Origin of the sequence: Nostoc sp., from assembly GCF_036916985.1 — a bacterium.
Lineage (GTDB): Bacteria > Cyanobacteriota > Cyanobacteriia > Cyanobacteriales > Nostocaceae > Nostoc.
Genome location: NZ_JBALFD010000084.1, coordinates 1 through 17,410 on the forward strand (window position 1 = coordinate 1; position 17,410 = coordinate 17,410).

The window sequence follows — 17,410 nt, forward strand, 5'->3', positions numbered from 1 at the left end:
CACACTGAACCCTTCCCGAACTCAGAGGTGAAACGCTGCTGCGGCCACGATAGTTTAGGGGTAGCCCTACGCAAAAATAGCTCGATGCCAGGTTTATTTTTACAAAAAGCCTCTCTAATAAAATTAGAGAGGCTTTTTGTTTAATTAGTGTTTACTTGAAGTTCATTAACTTCTTCTGCATCAAAACGCCTTTTTAAAAATTGTTGTTTACTACACCTTTAATTTTTTATTTTTTGAAATGCCACTAGAACTGCAAAATCTTACAGGCGGTTACACCTCAGTACCAATTGTCCAAGACATTAACCTCACTCTGCAAACAGGAGAATGGTTGAGTTTAGTTGGTGCTAATGGCTCAGGTAAATCGACTTTACTCAAATTGCTCAGTCGTATTCTCTTACCGCAATATGGAACAGTGCTACTGGATGGTAAAGCAATTCACTCTCAACCTCCAAATCTAGTTGCACAGAAGCTAGCGTTATTACCGCAACAACAAACTGTTCCTGTTGGCTTAACAGTGCGACAATTAGTAAGTTTAGGACGCACACCCCATCAATCTTGGTGGCAATGGGAATTAAATGCCCAAGATTGGGTAAAAGTTGAAGCTGCAATTAAAAAGACGCAATTAGAAAAATTAAGCGATCGCTTAGTCGAACAACTCTCAGGTGGTGAAAGACAACGGGCTTTTTTAGCTCTAGCACTGGCGCAAGAACCCAAAGTTTTATTATTAGATGAACCGACAACTTTTTTAGATATCAACTATCAATTGCAACTATTAGAACTGCTTAAAGAACTGAATCAGCAGCAGGAATTAACTATTGTCACAGTTTTACACGAATTGAATTTAGCAGCCCGTTATAGTTCACGCATTGCATTATTAAAACAGGGTCATATTTGGGAAGTTGGTACACCTGAAGAAGTTCTGACGCCAAATGCGATCGCACAAGTCTTCGGTGTAGAATCAGTGATTATTCACACACCCGTTGGATTACAAGTTTGTGCTATTTCTGCTGTTTAAGATTATAATCTTAAAGTTTTGAGCGTAACAAAGTCTTGAATATCCTATCCTGTAAAAATATGGGATATCCAAGTGGGGAAATAACAAGAAGACTGAACACTCATCCTAAAACTTGGTTTCTTGTGTTTGTGCGTCGATAATTACACTCCAGTCATCGTTTTTTACAGCACCTTCAAGTTGACGCTGACGTTCGGCTTGACTTGCATCTGTTGTTTCTAACTCTTTAGAAAGGGTTGTATCAGCCATTGCTTTCCGCAATTTTAGCTTTTTATCCTCATAGGCTTGACGTTCCGCCTCCGACATTACCGCCTTAGTCGCTTCGCCTACTGTACTAGCCCACATTGCGCCATCAGTTGCATTACCAGGTGGCGTACTTTCGAGTTCTGCTATCCAGGCATCTCGCAAATCTTCCATTTCTTGACGCTTGGGGAACTTGAATGATTGTACACGCACAAAAGCACACTTTTGCTTACCATTTTGGCGAAGATGACTGTTTAGGGAAAGCAACACGTTTCGAGAATAGCCAATGTACTGGCTGTGGCGTTCTGCGTCCAATACTGCGTAAACACCAGCAATTTTTGCGTTCTGAGTAGCTGCACTCCAAGCTTCAAGGTCAATGATTTCAGTACCATTGTTTGCCAGTTCAGGAGTTATACTCACTTCAAGAGCAGCGTGTTCGTCTTCAGAACTGTACAAAAATTCATGTAGTCCACGGTGGTTTATGGGGACATTTTGATGTTCAATTGGTGGATTGTGCTGAGTTTCCATCGCAGTTTATCTCTGAATTATTAATTAGCAATGCCTACGGCAAGCGCGAAGCGCTACGCAAGCAAATATATGCCCTTAAAATATTGAAGCTTAAATCTACTCACATCTCCAAATTCTTGTTCTGAAAAAGCAAAAAATAACTATTAAACTTCCGATGAATAAATTAACACTTAAGAATTGGATGTTCATCAAACAGCGTCTAACGCCTTATTTATTTTTACTACCCGCCTTGATTATTTTAGGGCTAACTGTCTTTTGGCCTGCATTGCAAGCGTTTTACCTCAGCTTTACCAGCTATGAAGATATTGCCCAGCCGCCAAAATGGATAGGTTTCGCCAATTTCCTCAAGCTTTGGAAGGATGCAGTTTTTTGGAAAACCTTGGAAAACACTTTTTTGTATCTTGTGGGTGTAGTACCAATTTTAGTAATTGCTCCCTTAGTGCTAGCAATTTTGGTAAATCAAAAACTGCGGGGGATGAATTGGTTTAGAGCAGCATACTATACCCCAGTAGTAATTTCAATGGTGGTTGCGGGAATAGCTTGGAAATGGCTGTATGCAGAAAACGGATTACTTAATCAGTTATTTAAAGCTTTAGGTATTTTTCCAGAAGGTATCCCTTGGCTAACTAGCCCAGCAAAAATTTTTGGCATCGTACCAATTTCTCTTGCCAGCGTGATGGCTGTTACCGTTTGGAAGGGATTAGGCTACTACATGGTGATTTATTTAGCAGGGTTGCAATCAATTCCTGCTGATGTGTACGAAGCCGCAGCCATCGATGGCTCTGATGGTATCAGCAAACATTGGGATATTACCATACCTTTGATGAAGCCGTATTTAGCACTAGTGGCGGTGATTTCGGCTATTTCTGCGACCAAAGTGTTTGAAGAAGTCTACATTATGACTCAAGGAGGACCACTCAATAGCTCGAAAACAATTGTTTATTATCTATATGAGCAAGCCTTTAACAACTTGGAAATTAGCTATGCTTGCACGATTGGGTTAGTGCTATTTTTGATAATTTTAGGGTTATCGATTTTGCGATTAGTTATTAATCAGCAAGGGGATGATAATATCAATATCTGATATTGACTTATTTGAGACGGGGATTTAAAACCGGTTCTGATATTCGACTACTGCACGACTGTCATCGGTTAAGTTAGTGGAAGCACGAACACGAAATTGATCGTTTATCCGGTAATTAACACCCCACTGGAATGGGTCATTTGTGGTCAAAATTTTGATGCTGGAGACGGATATCTTAGAAGAAATATCAACCCCAGCCTCAGCTGCTAATTCCAAAGTTGAATTACTTCTTCCTGCTTCGGGATTCTCAGAAATAACGGTAGGAAATATCCGCAATTCACTTAAGCCAAAGGTACTCCCAATTTGGTTAAAAGTTGACTGAAAATTGTTGAATACAGCCGAACCTGCGATGTTAATCAGACCCAAAGTACTGTCTGCACGTCCTTGGGTGTCTACAAACCCACCTCCTAAAAGAGCAACAATTTCGGTTTGACTACGTGATGGACTACTTGTTAATTCTAAATTCTCATTCAGTTTGCTCGCTAAACCGTTGATAGTGGCTTCGACTCTAACACTCTCTAAGGCTGATAAACCTGTGGCATTTACTCGTCCGAAATCATTACTTTGAGTTACATCCAGTACTTTAGCAAATAGCCGAATATCTAAGTTGGGGTCACGGGGTTGAGAAGGACTAAAAGTTGCGGTGTGTTTATAGCCACGAACAAGGTTAAATTGGGTAGTAAATAAATTGACTCCACCTTGTTCTAACTGGATAGTGCCATCGGGTATAGGTTGATTGATTGAGCCGTTAACTATGAGATTACCAGTGGCGCGGAAGCTGAGAATAGGGGCACGGGTAATTTGGACGTTTTTACCTAGTTCCAAATCTAGATTATTAAATCTGGCGTTCGCATTTCCCGTCCCATTCCTAATTTCAGGTTTGCTCTGCTTATCGGCTTTTGTGGGTGATACACCAAGACTACTGTTATTTGCAGATGTTGTGGCGTTGGTAGATTCTGCTAGCAATACCTGACCATCAAATAAATTTACTCTACCGCCAATCATGGGGTTAAGGGCAGAACCAGTAATCTGCAAATTGCCACTAGCGCCTCCCTGGTAAAGTCCTTTGAGATTCAACGCCAGCTGATCAAGGTTAACAGTCAGGGGATTATTAATAGTCACGTTTTCATTGTTGAAGATGGAAATTTCTCCAGCAGCTTCTACCTTCCCACGGCTAAATCTACCCTGAAGATTTTCTACTGAGATGCGGTCAAAATTAAACAGTACTCTACCCGTGACACGTCTCAGCTTACCTGGCAATGCCTGGGCTGAAAAAGTAGCATTATTGACAGTAGCAATTCCATCTACTTGGGGTTTTTGCAATGTTCCTCGCACCTTGAGGTCTACTTCTCCTTCACCTTTCTCAAATACCACTTGATTAGTCAATGCGTTTAACAATGCCAATCCCTCGTTTTCTAACTTCATATCTAAACTGATTTGCTCACTGTCTGGTGCAACGGAAGCAAAAGGCAATTTATAAGGTATGCTGCCAGTAATATCAACAGGCTTTGGCCCGGCAACTGCTACAGTACTACCAAAGTTTAAGCGTCCGTTGGCATAGCTGAAACTTGCTGTTGCTGACTCTATTTTGCTCTGATTCAGCATTCCTTCTGTGATTTGCAATTCCCCTCTAGCTTGGGGATTAGCTATGCTGCCTGCTAAAGCTGCTGTAGCGTTAAGATTACCTGTGATTCCAACTGGCAATTTGACAAAATTATTCAGTACTTGTACCGGAAAATTATTCACCCGCAGCTGACCAGATTGTTCATCACCGCCAACGTTACCTGTGAAGGCAATTAGCCTGTTTTGAGATTCAAGGCGTAATGGTCGCAAACTCAATACACCGTTTTCAAAGTTGCCTTCAGCAATCACTTTGTCGGCAGTATAAAAACGATTTCGTTCTTCCTTTTTACCCCAGGCAAAGTCTTGTCCATTCAAATTAAATTCCACTGATAAACCATTGGCTGTAGCTGTATTTACAGCCACTTCCCCGTTGAAAGTCCCCTTTAAGTCTGCCAAATCTGGTATAGGAGTGGAATCAAGTCGCTGTTGTTCCTTTTCTGCTACCAAAGCTTCAATTTCAGAAAACCGTTGGATTTGGGTTAATAAGGGTAGATTTGGCGCTCCTTGGGGGGTGGTGGTTAGATCCGCTGCTGTACCGTAGATTTCTGCGGAACCACCTGGCAAATTTTGTAAATCAAATACTTTTGCTACAGCTACAACATCTTGGATTTGACCCTGCTTGACGTTCAGTTTACCTTGTAGTTGAGGGCCTTTCGGAGTTTGATCGAAAGTACCGACAAGGGCGTAGCGACTGCTGCCTTTGACAAATTCACTACTTGCGAGTGTGGCTTTACCGTTACTGTAGAGGAATTGAGCTGCTATTCGATCGCCTTTAACTCGGCCAATTTGCGGATTAGCGATCGCTAAATTCCCCGTTGCTGCCAATGTCTGCTGATTAAATAGTAAATCCCCAGTCAACAATCCAGCGATCTTACCAGCACCCAATCGAGTAATTGCTGGTGGAGTCAAATTCAATATTTGTAAGGGGAAATTGGCAACTTTCAGTGCCCAATCATTCCCTTGAATATTACCTGTGGCTGATGCTTGCTGCCATTTGACTAAGAAAGATTTCGGGCGATTATTGGCATCTAAATTGAAGTTGAGGCGATCGCTATTACCTGCTAAGTTCAAATTTAAACCGCGTCCCTGTGCGGAATCAATGTTTCCAGTTAACAACGGTTCAAAAGCAATATCTTGAACAACCAAGTCTCGTAAGTTGATTTGCCCTACCACATTCGGTAAGGGTAGCTTACCAGTGATTTGACCATTAAAATCTACTCTTCCCGCCACAGCAACCTGATTAGGAAGATTGATTGGTAACTGTTTTAAGTTGTAATTCTGCGCTTGGACATTGAGATTTAGGGCAGTAATTTCCGGTATGCCTGCCTTTTTAGCATTGGCTAATATGTTACCAGTCACACTTAAGCCGGGAGCAGTTGCTCGCTCAATGGTCAGCCTTTCACCACTCCAAGCGATCGCAGCACTCAAGGGTTGCTCAAGACCAGGAATACCTTGAGATAATTGCACCTGTCCAGCAGCACGCACATCAGCTAATTTGGAAGATCCTAGCGTGCCAACTAATTGCAACTGACCGCCAAACTGACCCCGTAATTGCTGATTTAACCGATTTAATTCCACACCAGAAGCATTAACGACAGCTTGATAGCGACTATTAGCCACTTGGATATTAGAGGCTGCGATCGTTCCACCTGCAACATCCAGCTGTCCCTGACCACTGGCTTGGATAGTTTGTGGTTGAAAAGATTCAACAGAACCCGCCACGTTTGCTTGACCAGTTAACGCTCCCTGGAATTGTTTTGGTACTGCTGCCAACTTCTGCAACGGCACATTCTTAGCCTGAACTTGCGCTTGATATACACCATTAGCCACTTGAATATTAGAGGCTGTAATCGTTCCACTTCCAACATTTATCCGCGCTTGACCACTGGCTTGAATAGTTTGCGGTTTAAAAGAATCAACAGAACCCGCTACATTGAACTGACCAGTTAACGCACCTTGGAACTGCTTTGGTAATGTTGCCAACTGCTGCACAGGCACATTTTTAGCTTGAACTTGCGCCTGATAAACACCATTAGCCACTTGGATATTTTTGGCTGTAACCGTGCCACCGCCAATAGCAAGGCGACCTTCACCACTGCCACTGAGAGTTTTGAGACTGAAATTCTCTCTGTTCCCTGCGATTTGGAACGTTCCCGCCAAAGGATTATTTAAAGCTGGGAGAGACTGTTTCAATATTTGTCCCAGCCGCACATTATTAGCTACAAGTTGAGCAGAAAAGCTTTGCTCTTGCAATTGGATATTAGAAATTGCAACTGTGCCACCACCAATTTGAACTCCTGCCCCATCACTGCGAACCGTGGCAATTTTAAATGGTGCTGTGCTTCCTGAGAGGAGGAGACGACCATTAAACTGTGCTGCTTCCAAAGAGACATTTTGCAGTTGACTTTTGTTTACAAAGGGTTCCAATTTCACCCCAGAGGCAACAGCCATAGCTTGCCAACGCTCATTGGCATAACTACCAGTTGCCCGGACTGTACCACCACTGACATTTAGAGCCACATTGCGGAAAGAGACGGTGCGATTTGGAGCAATTGCAACTTCGCCAGTTCCGGGGTAAGTTCCGTTAGGAGCTTGAAATTGTACCACAGTTTGGACATTGGTGGGAGCGCCAGTTAGTTCGGCTGTAGCTGAGACATTGCCAATTTGAAAAGCGGGTGTTGTTTCATAAACTTTTGCGATCGCATCCCCTGGAACATTCTTGGCAGCAAAATTTAAATCCAGTCGTGGGCTTTTACCGAGTTGAATTGTGCCAGCGCCCGTAATGTCACCACCAACTTTAGCTTTACCTTGAATATCTTTCAGGGTAATTAAAGAGGAACTAGTAACAAGCTCAAACTTACTACTGATACTATTAAAATCAACTTTATCAATTCGGGCAGTTTGGATTGTGGCAACTGAGCCAGAGAGAATTGGCTCTTTAGTTGATCCGGTAATTTGTAAGTCTGCTTGTACTTGTCCTGCGATCGGCACAGGTAGTTTTATTTTGAGAGTCTCCTGGGCATTTGCCAAACTCACCGCATTTACACGCGCTGCCAACTTAAAGCCTGCTTTAGTATCGATGATTCCCGTAGCCACTAGGGGAATTTTGCCGTAGTTGCTAGTAACATTTTCTAACTGCAACTCCGTTCCTTGGAAGTGGAGGTTTCCTTGACTATTGCTCAACAATTGCGGGACTTTGGGTATTTGAAGTGTTACCCCTTGCACAGCAGCATTGCCAAACAATAAAGTTTGCTGTCCTGGCGTCAACCGAACCAGCAAGTCACCATTGGCTCGACCCGCCTGTAAGTTCACTGGTAACTTAATCAACCGAGTAATATCCGCAGCTAGCAAATCTTGTGCATGCACCTGGAAGTTCCCTGCTAGCACCCTGGAACGCGTCTCTCCCTGAATAGAAATACTGCCACCACTATCTGCTTGACCCCCAACTTCAAATCGGATCAACTGATTATTTGCGAGGAGTTGGGCAGATCCGTTGAGTTGAGAAAATGTTATGGGAGATGAAGGAGATATTGCTCCCGCTATTCCTTCATCTCCCCCAGTCTTTTCCTTCTCTACGAGACGCTGCGCGTAGCTTGCTTCCCTGTAAGGGTACAATTTTGAATTTTGAATTTTGAATTTTGAATTTATTTCTCCCCCTGCCCCCTGCCCCCTGCCCACTGCTTCCTCTGCCCTCTCCTGTGGCATCAATGCCAGCTTCGCATTACGAAACCGCAGGTTGTCCAAATCGGTTTTAATCGGGCCGCCTTCACCTGACGACGCGATAGTAGTGGAAACCCAGCGCCCTTGGTCATCCTGTTGAATATAAATATCTGGGTTGACTAAGGTGACATCTAGCTTTAAATGGCGGTTAAAAATTAGTTGTGGCAGGTCAAAACCCACCTCCACAGATTCCACTGTGGCCCGGTCTGGATCTGTGCTTGTCGCAGGGATAGCGGAAGCCCCAAACTGCACTCCCGTCAACGAAAATTGTGTGACTTTTCCCAGATTTACCGGACGATTGAGTGTAGTCGTGAGACTTTGTTGTGCCAAGGGTGTTAACTCTGTTTGGACAAAAGTCCATAACCGCCAAATACCGACAATAACTCCTAACAGTAAAAGTCCGCCCAAGGCAATGCTACCCCGACTCAACACCAGCAACCACATACGCTTGCGGTTAGGGTAAGGGGAGTGACAATCTTGATTGGGAGATTTAATCATTTGCTTTCACTGTATTAATTGCCGGATGTCGCTGGCACACACAAGCATTAACTGGCACATTGATTCAGTATGCCATTTCCAGGATACGCCAACTAAACCCCAGACCTCATTGGTTAAGTTACGGTATTTGCTCGATCTAATCTCGATCTAATACTTATGCTTAATAATATTGGCGTTTTCAGGAAAATCTGAATAGAGTGAAAATTGTTCCTGTGACTTCCCTTGAGTCACAATCTCGAACTTTAATATTAATAAACCTTAAAAAGGACAGATGATTACACCAATGCGTGTCTTTGTGTTAATTTTTAATGCTCGAACGGAAAATGAGGGGATTCACACGATTCGGGAGGGCGATGCCTACAGCGGCAAGCTACGCAATAAAATTCTGATGTTCGAGTCAGAAGACGATGCGACGCGCTTTGCCCTGATGTTAGAAGCTCAAGATTTCCCCGCACCAACACCAGAGCCGATGGATGCTGAGGAAATCAAGGAATTTTGCGAAAGTGCTGGATATGAATGGGAAATTATCCCAGAAAACAGCAATTTAGTTGTCACTCCCCCAGAACTGAATGTAGAAGAAACTGACTGGCAAGCAGATGCCAAGAAGGATGATACTGTTGAAGACACCTTCTTGCTCAATCAACAGCCACTAGAAGAACCAGAATTGTCTGATTCTGAACTAGAGAAGATTCGTCGCAAATTGGAAGGATTATTGTAAATGGTCATTGGTCATTGGTCATTAGTCATTGGTAACTGACAAATGACTAATGACTAAGGACAAAAGACAAAGGACAAATGAAAAATGACAAAAGACAAATGACAAACTTGCAGGAACGGGGACATCTTTTAACCGAGCTGGTAAATCCTAACAGTCTGAATTTAGACCAGCTCAGTTCTCTGGAATTGGTGGAGTTGTTTAATAACGAAGACCAAAAAGCCGTTGCAGCAGTTGCAGCCGCGAAAGTTCAGTTGGCAGAGGCAATTGAGCGTACCGCAGAGCGTTTGCGCCACGGAGGACGCCTATTTTATATCGGTGCAGGGACAAGTGGCAGGTTAGGGGTGTTAGATGCTGCTGAGTGTCCACCTACTTTTTGTACACCCCCAGAGTTGGTACAGGGGATTATTGCTGGTGGCGCTGGCGCACTGGTACGCAGTTCTGAAGATTTAGAAGACAGCATCGAAGATGGTGAAAGTGCGATCGCTGGGCGACATATTACCCAACTAGATGTCGTAGTTGGCATTACTGCTGGTGGAACAACGCCTTATGTCCACGGTGCGCTTCATGCTGCTCGTCAGAGGGGAGCCACAACTATTTTTATCGCCTGTGTTCCCGCTGAACAAGTTAGCTTTGATGCCGATATCGATATTCGCCTATTGACAGGGCCAGAAATCATCGCCGGTTCAACTCGCCTGAAAGCTGGTACAGCCACTAAATTAGCTTTAAACATCCTTTCTAGTGGCGTAATGGTCAAGCTAGGCAAAGTTTATGGCAATCGGATGGTGGATGTGGCGGTAACAAATCAAAAGTTACGCGATCGCGCTTTGCGAATTTTGCAAGACCTCACAGGTTTAAGTCGAGAAGCTGCTGGTTTTTTACTAGAACGCAGTGGTAAATGGGTTAAGCTGGCGCTATTAATGCACTGGACTGGTTTGGAAAAAGATGAAGGCGATCGGCTGCTTTCAGAACACCAAAGTAATCTCAGAGCAGCTGTTGTGAGCTATCAAAACCACAACCAACTTGAATAATTTTTATTAAAAAAATATTAGACATCTCCGACAATTAAATATGCATTTACCTGAAACCCTTTGTAGGGACAATTCATATAGATGCATTCGCGGAGCGTCTCGTAGAGAAGCGGCTTCCCTCAGGGTATTTTCACTACGCCAATTCTTTAGATGTCTACTAGATATCTAGTGAAAAAGAATGTAGAGGCATAGCAGTGCTATGTCTTTATAAGTTTTGTGGATAAAGCATATTTCTGAAGATGTCTACTCTATAATATGGCTGCTACTTGTCTTAGTAGTAAGCCTTTTTCAAAAAAATATTTCTTAAAAAAGCTTACATAACTCAATGTATTAATAATTGCAAACTTCAATAAATATTTTTAACATATTATTGTCAATTTCAATAACTAAAGCACAACTCTCTAGAGAATTCTAATTTTTTTAAACAAAAATTCAGAACTTATACGGATATGATTTTGTATGAAAATTCTTAAAATGATATATCAATACTCAATACTTCATGATGTGGAGATGGCAACCCACTTTAGTCATAAATGTTAGCAGAATTATCAGAAAAATAAAGTCTGCCAATAAAAACTCTATGCTAGATAAATTATTTACTAGCAAGGATTTTGCTATCTTCTCATCTACCTTGCTTTTAATAATTTTGATTTAGATTGTTATATACCAAATGCATTTGTACTTGTTTACATATTTACTGAACACTACTGTGGCGGAAGTTTTGCCTGGTTTTAACAAGTAACTTGAGTACCTTATCAGGTTAATTGAAATAGTAGCTGAATTTATACCTTTCTACACTAGTGTCGGTTTTAATGGCTAGATTTTTAATAAAAGGAACAAACTATGCCCCATCAGGAACTTATTTCAAATAACCTAGTAAATGAATTTAAAACTTGTACTCAGTTACAATACAATGGCAAGTTAAGTATTAAGAGTTCAAAAGGCAGTCAATGGACTTTTTACTATCGACTGGGACGAATAGTTTGGGCGACAGGGGGAACTCATCCCTTCCGACGTTGGCGTAGACATATAGCTCAAAATTGTCCCCAGATTGATGTTGATAAGTTGCAGTTACGTGTGCAAGACCTATCAATTGATTACTGGGACTATAAACTAATAGAAGTCTTTTATAAAAAACAGAAAATCCAGAGGGAGCAGATTCAATCTATTGCAGAAAATACAATAGCAGAACTATTATTTGACCTAGCTTTACAAGGAAACTTTGCTTCTATAAGTTGCAGTCGCAGCCAAGAAGTTATCTTAGAAACTCCAATGAGCTTCACGAGTGCAGAAATGTCTGTAAAGCACATGCAAGACTCGTGGAAAATTTGGTCAGAAGCCGGTTTAGCAAATTTTTCTCCTGACTTGGCACCAATTCTCCGACGACCAGAACAACTTGAGCAGATGGTTAGTCCATCTGTCTACAAAAACTTTGTGAATTTAATCAATGGCAAATTCACTCTGCGAGATTTAGCCATGAAAATGAAGCAGAGTGTACTGCCACTCACCCGTTCATTGCTTCCCTATATCCTTAAAGGAATCATTGAATTGGTAGAAGTACCTGACTTGCCTTTAGGAATTACTGAAGCCAACAATAACTCTACTACCACACAAGCAAAGAAGCGGACTGTTCCACTAGTGGCTTGCGTCGATGATAGCCCTCAAGTATGTAAAATGCTAGAGGATATTATCACTTCCAATGGCTTGAGGTTTGTCAAAATTCAAGATGCTGTACAAGCTTTACCAACCCTCATTCAGGATAAACCAGACTTGATTTTCTTGGATTTGATTATGCCAGTTGCCAGTGGTTACGAAATTTGTACTCAGTTACGACGAATATCTACCTTTTCCAACACACCAATAATTATATTAACAGGCAGTGATGGTCTGTTAGATCGAGTTCGTGCCAAAGTAGTTGGTTCTACAGATTTTCTCACTAAACCTGTAGTGGCTGATAAGGTAATGAGTATTGTCCGCAAGTATTTGCCTACATTAAGTGTATCCACTGACAAAAGTAAATCTAGTTTAGAGGTTTGTAATTAGGGAGAATTAGAGACGATTTTTGATTCTGAATTCTTCCTCAAAACTTATAGATTTTTCCACCTCAGTAAAAATTAAATTATTGAGGTAAAACAATTTGGGATTTTAGATTTTAGATTTTTGATTGACTCCAGTCATCAAGTAATTGGCTATGTCAATTAATTTTGGATTTAAAGATTTATTCTTGCGTTTAAATTCGCTTGCTTTCAGGTATTTTTAAATTTTTAGTCTGCAATCAAAAATTCGGTGATAAAACTATCTTATATTTAAATATATATTAAGTTATGTTGATTACGTACTTTTTCTGATGTTGATATATAAAGATTGAATCAAAATTAAACAAATACAAATATTTGTATTTATAGCAGTCCTATTTGATTTGTGAAATAGTGGTTATGACAAAGGGGTTAGGGCTAGTCTCTAGTCCCTTCCATGTCTTTTTTGAGTAATCATTTAGGATCTGTATATTTTGTTTACATTTTGAGAAAAAGTTAACGAGTAATTGCCATGAATACTGTTTTAGTTGTTGAAGATGGCTTAACAGATATGGAAATAATCAGCCGTTACTTGCAACAGGCAGGTTATTCTGTGATTAGCGCCACCAGCAGTGAAGAGGCTCAAGATAAAATAGATCAAAACAAGCCAGACCTAATATTTCTCGACGTAATTTTACCAGGTAAAAGTGGCTTTGAAATTTGCCGAGAACTGAAAAACAATCCTGATACTAGCAACATACCTGTGGTTTTTTGCTCTACAAAAAATAGTGATGTAGATAAAATTTGGGGTAATATGTTAGGCGCTGATGGTTATCTATCAAAACCAATTGATCGAGAAGAACTAACGGTAATGTTAAAGCGATTACTTAATTAGTACAGATTTCATAAATCAACAAATACTAGACATCACTGTTTATCAAATAGAACCTCTGTAAGAACAAACAATAACTGCAAATAGTGGTGCAAGATAAATAATCAATGACAAAGGATCAATAGCTTTGGAAACCCAGGAAAAATTTTTAAGTTTTAATTTGGGAGCAAGTGATACAGCCGTAATTTCGTTACAACACATTACAGAAGTTTTGCAAGTATCATTACCAGAAATATGTGGTGTTCCTCAGATGCCAAGTAGCGTCTTGGGTATTTATAACTGGCGTGGTGAGATGCTTTGGTTGGTTGATTTAGAGGCAATGTTAGGCTATCCTCCAATTTCGCAAGGGCCAAATTTACTTTCAAAAATGATGGCGATTGTTCTGGAAAATAAGGGTAAGTATTTGGGACTATTGGTGCGACAACTTATAGATATTGAATGGCTGGATACTAAGGAAATGAAGCCGGCAACGGCGGAATTATTTTATCCTAAAATATCACCTTTTTTACAGGGATATTTTATTAATGGTTCGGAGGATATGATTTTTAATTTGGATGCCACAACTATTATCCAAGCTCCAATATGGGGGATTCATAGTTGAGTATTTAGTAATGATTAGGTATGTTAAAAAATCTAATCATTAATAAGCCAATACCATAGCATTATTACCTGGCACAGATCAAATTATTACCCATCACATTTTTTGAGGTTAATCAAATGACATTCTTGTATAACAACAGCCATGACAGTGAGCCTCTAATCTCTGAATTAGAAAATCAGAATGGTAACGCCAATATAGCGAATATTGCTAGTAATGAAATATCTTTATTAAATGCGATCGCTCAGGAATTTAAAACTTGGCGGCGACAGTTACAAGACATCGCGACTCACATGCGCCAAGCATCAGATTTTGATACATTACTCAAAATCACTGTAGCGCAACTTAGAGAAAAGATTGGCTGCGATCGCGCCTTAATTTATCAGTTTACTTCCAGGGAATCAGGTAATGTTTTAGCAGAATCTAGAACACTAGGTTGGACACCAACTTTAGGCGAAAATATTCCCGGAATTATTTTTGGCTTATATACTAACCAAGACTATATAGAACCTGTAGTTATTGATGATATCAATCAGATTCAACTTACCCCTTATCAAAAACAACTCCTAGAAAAATTTCAAATTAAAGCGAGTTTGAGTTTACCGATTGTAGTAGAAGGTAAAGTGTGGGGTTTACTAGTAGTAAATAATTGCTACTCAACACGACAGTGGCAAGAAGTAGAAATTAGTCTACTATCTCAAATTACAACAGAACTGACTTACAAATTACAGAGCTTTGAATTCCAAAAAGAACAGCAACAGCGGATACTAGCAAAAAAATCAGTAGCTAAAGTCATCGACAAAATTCTACGGGTATCAAATGTCGATAAGCTTTTTCAAACAACCACTCAAGAAGTACGTCAATTACTAAAATGCGATCGCGTCGGTGTCTATCGCTTCAAACCTGACTGGAGTGGTGAGTTTGTTTCTGAGTCAGTTGGTAATGGCTGGGTAAAAATGGTCGGCCCTGATTTTTACATGGTCTGGGAAGATACCCACTTACAAGAGACTCAAGGAGGACGTTATGCCAATGGTGAAAGCTTTGTAGTCAATGATATTTATCAAACGGGCCATGCTCAATGTCATATTGACATTTTAGAGCAGTATGAAATGAAAGCTTATATCATTGCACCGATATTTGCTGGAGAAAAATTATGGGGTTTGCTGGCAGCTTACCAAAATTCTGGGCCTCGTGATTGGCAACCTTGGGAAGAAACCTTTGTAACTCAAATTGGGTTGCAATTTGGTGTAGCTATCTCACAAGGAGAATATCTGGAACAAGTGCAGACAAAATCTGACCAACTAGCTCAGATAGTTGAACAAGAGAAAGTTTTCACTAAGATAGTCAACCGCATCCGACAATCTTCAGATGTAGAAAGTGTCTTCAAAACAACCACTCAAGAAGTGCGTCAATCACTACAATGCGATCGCGTCGCTGTCTATCGTTTTAACCCTGACTGGGGTGGTGAATTTGTGGCTGAGTCTGTGGGTACTGGTTGGACAAAACTGGTAGGCCCTGATATCAAAACCGTTTTGGACGATACCTACTTGCAAGAAACTAAAGGAGGTAGGTATGTCAGAGGTGAAAACTTTATCGTTAATGACATCTATGAAGTAGGGTTAGCTCCTTGCCATATTGAGATTTTAGAGCAGTTTGAAGCCAAAGCTTACATCATTGTTCCGATATTCTTCGGGGATAAATTGTGGGGCTTGCTGGCAGCTTATCAAAATTCCAGCACCCGTGAATGGCAAAGCTGGGAAGTAAACTTTTTGGTTCAGACTAGCTTGCAATTTAGCCTCGCTAAATCACAGATAGATTATTTAGAATTAGTGCGATTGAAATCTGAGAAACTAGCTCAGATAGCGGAACAAGAGAAAGCTGTCACCAAAATTAGTAACCGCATTCGGCAATCTTTGGATGTCGAAGAAATCTTCAAAACAACCACTCAAGAAGTCAGACAATTACTACGATGCGATCGCGTTGGCGTCTATCGCTTCAACCCTAACTGGAGTGGTGAATTTATCGCAGAGTCAGCAGGTCATCTTTGGGTAAAACTGGTAGGGCCCGATATCAAAACCGTCTGGGAAGATACCCACTTACAAGAAACTCAGGGAGGTCGATATGCCCAAGGAGAAAACTTTGTTGTCAATGATATCTATCAGGTAGGTCATTCTCCTTGCCACATTGAAATTTTAGAGCAATTTGAAGCCAAAGCTTATGTGATTGTTCCTGTATTTGCAGGGGAACAATTGTGGGGATTGCTGGCAGCTTATCAAAATTCGGGAACTCGTGATTGGGAAGAATTGGAAGTCACTTTGCTAGCACGGATTGGCGGCCAGCTAGGACTAGCATTACAACATACCGAATATTTGCAACAAGTCCAAGCGCAGTCAGCAAAATTAGCAGAAGCAGCAGCACGAGAAAAGGCAGCTAAGGAGTTACTACAACAACGATCTATTCAACTCTTAAAAGCCCTTAGACCTGCTCTCAACGGCGATTTAACAGTACGCGCACCGATTACAGAAGATGAGCTAGGTACGATCGCTGACGCTTACAATAATACTTTACAAGCGCTGCGGCAAATCGTTATTCAGGTACAGGGAGCTGCTCAACAAGTTGCCCAAACTTCTAGCAATAGTGAGGCTTCACTAGCAGGATTGACCAATCTGGCGCAACAACAATCTGAGGAAATTACCGCAGCTTTAGGTGACATTCAACAGATGGTAGACTCTACTCAAGCTGTAGTGTCCAATGCAGAGTTAGTACAACTAGCGGTGCAACAAGCCAATCGAACTGTCGAGTCTGGCGATACCGCTATGAACCTGACTGTAAAAGCTATCCAAGGAATTCGCGAAACCGTTGCTCAAACCAGCAAAAAGATTAAACGCCTCAGTGAATCTTCGCAAAAAATCTCCAAAGTGGTGAATTTGATTGGTAATTTTGCTACACAGACAAACGTACTAGCTCTGAATGCAGCCATTGAAGCGACTCGTGCCGGTGAATATGGCAAAGGCTTTGCAGTTGTAGCTGATGAAGTCCGTTCTTTATCTCGCCAGTCAGCAGCAGCAACCATCGAAATTGAAAAATTAGTCCAAGAGATTCAAGCAGAAACCGGGGAAGTTGCAGTAGCGATGGAAACTGGTATTCAGCAGGTAGTAGAAGGGACAAATCTTGTCAGTGACACTCGCCAAAACTTAAATGCGATCGTTTCTGCAACTGCTGAAATTAGTCAGCTAATCGAACGAATTACCGCAGCGACTCAAAAACAAATGGCGCAGTCTGTAACAGTAACTAAATCAATGCAAGATGTAGCGGGAATTGCCAATAAAACTTTTGCTGAATCTCAAGAAATTGCGACTGTGTTCCAAGATTTATCAGGAATGGCGCAAGAATTATTAACAACTGCCGATAAATTTAAAGTCAAATAAATGTTAGATTTTAGATTTTAGAT

The 17,410-nt window shown here is 41.1% G+C and carries 10 protein-coding genes and 1 rRNA gene; 9 read left to right on the forward strand and 2 right to left on the reverse strand.

From position 1 onward, the window contains the following. Positions 1–93, forward strand: a 5S ribosomal RNA gene (rrf, locus tag V7L07_RS33580); the annotation flags it as partial. A 145-nt stretch (positions 94–238) separates the two neighbouring features. Then, a complete protein-coding gene (locus tag V7L07_RS27785) occupies positions 239–1,015 on the forward strand; it encodes an ABC transporter ATP-binding protein (RefSeq protein ID WP_335062267.1) in 777 nt (258 codons plus the stop codon). Positions 1,016–1,120: 105 nt separating this feature from the next. On the opposite strand, the gene V7L07_RS27790 is transcribed toward V7L07_RS27785, so the two are convergent. Further along, the gene (locus V7L07_RS27790; RefSeq protein ID WP_335062269.1) at positions 1,121–1,783 is read right to left on the reverse strand and encodes a GIY-YIG nuclease family protein; all 663 of its coding nucleotides are present in this window, start codon (positions 1,781–1,783) and stop codon (positions 1,121–1,123) included. A 154-nt stretch (positions 1,784–1,937) separates the two neighbouring features. On the opposite strand from V7L07_RS27790, the gene V7L07_RS27795 reads away from it, so the two are divergent. Continuing rightward, positions 1,938–2,867: a carbohydrate ABC transporter permease gene (locus V7L07_RS27795; RefSeq protein ID WP_335062271.1), complete on the forward strand. Its 930-nt coding sequence runs from the start codon at positions 1,938–1,940 to the stop codon at positions 2,865–2,867. 24 nt (positions 2,868–2,891) lie between these two features. On the opposite strand, the gene V7L07_RS27800 is transcribed toward V7L07_RS27795, so the two are convergent. Next, positions 2,892–8,708: a translocation/assembly module TamB domain-containing protein gene (locus tag V7L07_RS27800; RefSeq protein WP_335062273.1), complete on the reverse strand. Its 5,817-nt coding sequence runs from the start codon at positions 8,706–8,708 to the stop codon at positions 2,892–2,894. Positions 8,709–8,979: 271 nt separating this feature from the next. Between V7L07_RS27800 and V7L07_RS27805 the strand changes: the two genes are divergently transcribed. From V7L07_RS27805 to V7L07_RS27830, 6 genes are all read left to right on the forward strand, one after another. Next, positions 8,980–9,426, forward strand: coding sequence for a DUF3110 domain-containing protein (locus V7L07_RS27805; RefSeq protein ID WP_179063679.1), 447 nt, complete (start codon positions 8,980–8,982; stop codon positions 9,424–9,426). A gap of 98 nt (positions 9,427–9,524) precedes the next feature. Next, positions 9,525–10,454 carry an N-acetylmuramic acid 6-phosphate etherase gene (murQ, locus tag V7L07_RS27810; protein WP_335062275.1) on the forward strand — a complete coding sequence of 310 codons (930 nt, stop codon included), beginning with the start codon at positions 9,525–9,527 and terminating at the stop codon, positions 10,452–10,454. A gap of 843 nt (positions 10,455–11,297) precedes the next feature. Continuing rightward, positions 11,298–12,497, forward strand: a complete 1,200-nt coding sequence (locus V7L07_RS27815; protein ID WP_335062277.1) for a response regulator — start codon at positions 11,298–11,300, stop codon at positions 12,495–12,497. Between the two features lie 504 nt (positions 12,498–13,001). Then, positions 13,002–13,364, forward strand: coding sequence for a response regulator transcription factor (locus V7L07_RS27820; RefSeq protein WP_334774801.1), 363 nt, complete (start codon positions 13,002–13,004; stop codon positions 13,362–13,364). 124 nt (positions 13,365–13,488) lie between these two features. Continuing rightward, the gene (locus V7L07_RS27825) at positions 13,489–13,962 is read left to right on the forward strand and encodes a chemotaxis protein CheW (protein WP_335062279.1); all 474 of its coding nucleotides are present in this window, start codon (positions 13,489–13,491) and stop codon (positions 13,960–13,962) included. A gap of 116 nt (positions 13,963–14,078) precedes the next feature. After that, positions 14,079–17,387, forward strand: a complete 3,309-nt coding sequence (locus tag V7L07_RS27830; RefSeq protein WP_335062281.1) for a GAF domain-containing protein — start codon at positions 14,079–14,081, stop codon at positions 17,385–17,387. The last annotated feature ends 23 nt before the right edge of the window (positions 17,388–17,410 follow it).

Coding starts and splice junctions, on each gene's coding strand:
- V7L07_RS27820 (WP_334774801.1), top strand. CDS start 13,002: ATGAATACTGTTTTAGTTGTTGAAGATGGCTTAACAGATATGGAAATA.
- V7L07_RS27790 (WP_335062269.1), bottom strand. CDS start 1,783: ATGGAAACTCAGCACAATCCACCAATTGAACATCAAAATGTCCCCATA.
- V7L07_RS27800 (WP_335062273.1), bottom strand. CDS start 8,708: ATGATTAAATCTCCCAATCAAGATTGTCACTCCCCTTACCCTAACCGC.
- murQ (WP_335062275.1), top strand. CDS start 9,525: ATGACAAACTTGCAGGAACGGGGACATCTTTTAACCGAGCTGGTAAAT.
- V7L07_RS27805 (WP_179063679.1), top strand. CDS start 8,980: ATGATTACACCAATGCGTGTCTTTGTGTTAATTTTTAATGCTCGAACG.
- V7L07_RS27795 (WP_335062271.1), top strand. CDS start 1,938: ATGAATAAATTAACACTTAAGAATTGGATGTTCATCAAACAGCGTCTA.
- V7L07_RS27815 (WP_335062277.1), top strand. CDS start 11,298: ATGCCCCATCAGGAACTTATTTCAAATAACCTAGTAAATGAATTTAAA.
- V7L07_RS27830 (WP_335062281.1), top strand. CDS start 14,079: ATGACATTCTTGTATAACAACAGCCATGACAGTGAGCCTCTAATCTCT.
- V7L07_RS27785 (WP_335062267.1), top strand. CDS start 239: ATGCCACTAGAACTGCAAAATCTTACAGGCGGTTACACCTCAGTACCA.